General features: G+C 69.6%; 1 protein-coding gene. It reads right to left on the minus strand.

Annotated elements, in window-relative coordinates; genetic code table 11:
• A partial coding sequence (locus ACFXHB_RS44880) for an amino acid adenylation domain-containing protein (RefSeq protein ID WP_380583022.1) occupies positions 1 to 1,207 on the minus strand: 1,207 nt, incomplete at both ends.

Raw genomic sequence — 1,207 nt, forward strand, 5'->3', positions numbered from 1 at the left:
TCGGTCCAGATCTCGGCGAGCCGTTGTTCGGTCGCTGTCGATGGTGCGATGTACTTCCGGGTCGTGTCGGGTTGGTTCCGGTCGGGTGTGGGGAGGGCGTTGCGGTTGGTCTTGCCGTTGGCGTTGAGGGGGATGGTGTCGAGGGGGGTGTAGGTGGTGGGGATCATGTAGTCGGGGAGGTGGTGGGTGAGGTGGTGGGTGAGGTGGGTTCGGTCGGGGGTGGGGTGGCCGGGGGTGGTGGTGTAGTAGGCGGCGAGGTGTTTGTCGTCGGGGGTGTCTTCGCGGACGATGACGACGGCGTCGCGGATGGCGGGGTGTTCGGTGAGGCGGGCCTGGATTTCTTCGGGTTCGATGCGGTGGCCGCGGATTTTGGCTTGGTGGTCGGTGCGGCCGAGGAAGGTGATGTTTCCGTCGGGGTGTTGGCGGGCGAGGTCGCCGGTTCGGTAGAGGCGGGTGCCGGGGGTGCCGTGGGGGTTGGGGAGGAAGCGTTGGGCGGTGAGGGCGGGGCGGTTGGTGTAGCCGCGGGCCAGGCCGGTGCCGCCGACGTAGAGTTCGCCGGTGGCGCCGAGGGGGACGGGCTGCATGGCGTGGTCGAGGACGTGTGTGGTCATGTTGGGCAGGGGGCGGCCGATGGGGACGGTGTCGCCGGGGGGTGGGGTGGTGATGGGGTGGGTGCAGGTGCCGACGGAGGCTTCGGTGGGGCCGTATTCGTTGATGACGCGGCTGGTGCCGACGAGGTGGGTCCAGCGGGTGGCGAGTGCGGTGGGCAGGGCTTCGCCGGCGACGACCCAGATTCCGGCGAGGTCGGCGGCTTGGGTGTCGGTGAGCTGGTGGCTGAGGATTTCGAGGTGGCCGGGGGTGAGTTTGATGAAGCTGTAGGGGCCGTCGGCGGCCAGGAGGGTGCCGAGTTCGCCGAGGTCGAGGTCCTGGGGCAGGAAGTGGACGCTCTGGCCCACGGTGAGGGGTGCCCACAGGTTCGGTACGACCAGGTCGAAGGCGACGGAGGAGAAGACGGGTGCGCCGCCGGTGCCGTGGGGGGTGAGTTCGTCCGCGGCCCAGGTGACGTGGTTGGCGAGGCCTCGGTGGGTGACCATGACGCCCTTGGGGCGGCCGGTGGAGCCTGAGGTGTAGATGACGTAGGCCGGCCGGTCCGGGTCGTGGACGAGGTTCGGCGTCGTGGTGGGCAGGTCGGTCAGGCCGTTGTCGT

The sequence above is a fragment of the Kitasatospora sp. NPDC059327 genome (genome assembly GCF_042752535.1).
Lineage (GTDB): Bacteria > Actinomycetota > Actinomycetes > Streptomycetales > Streptomycetaceae > Kitasatospora.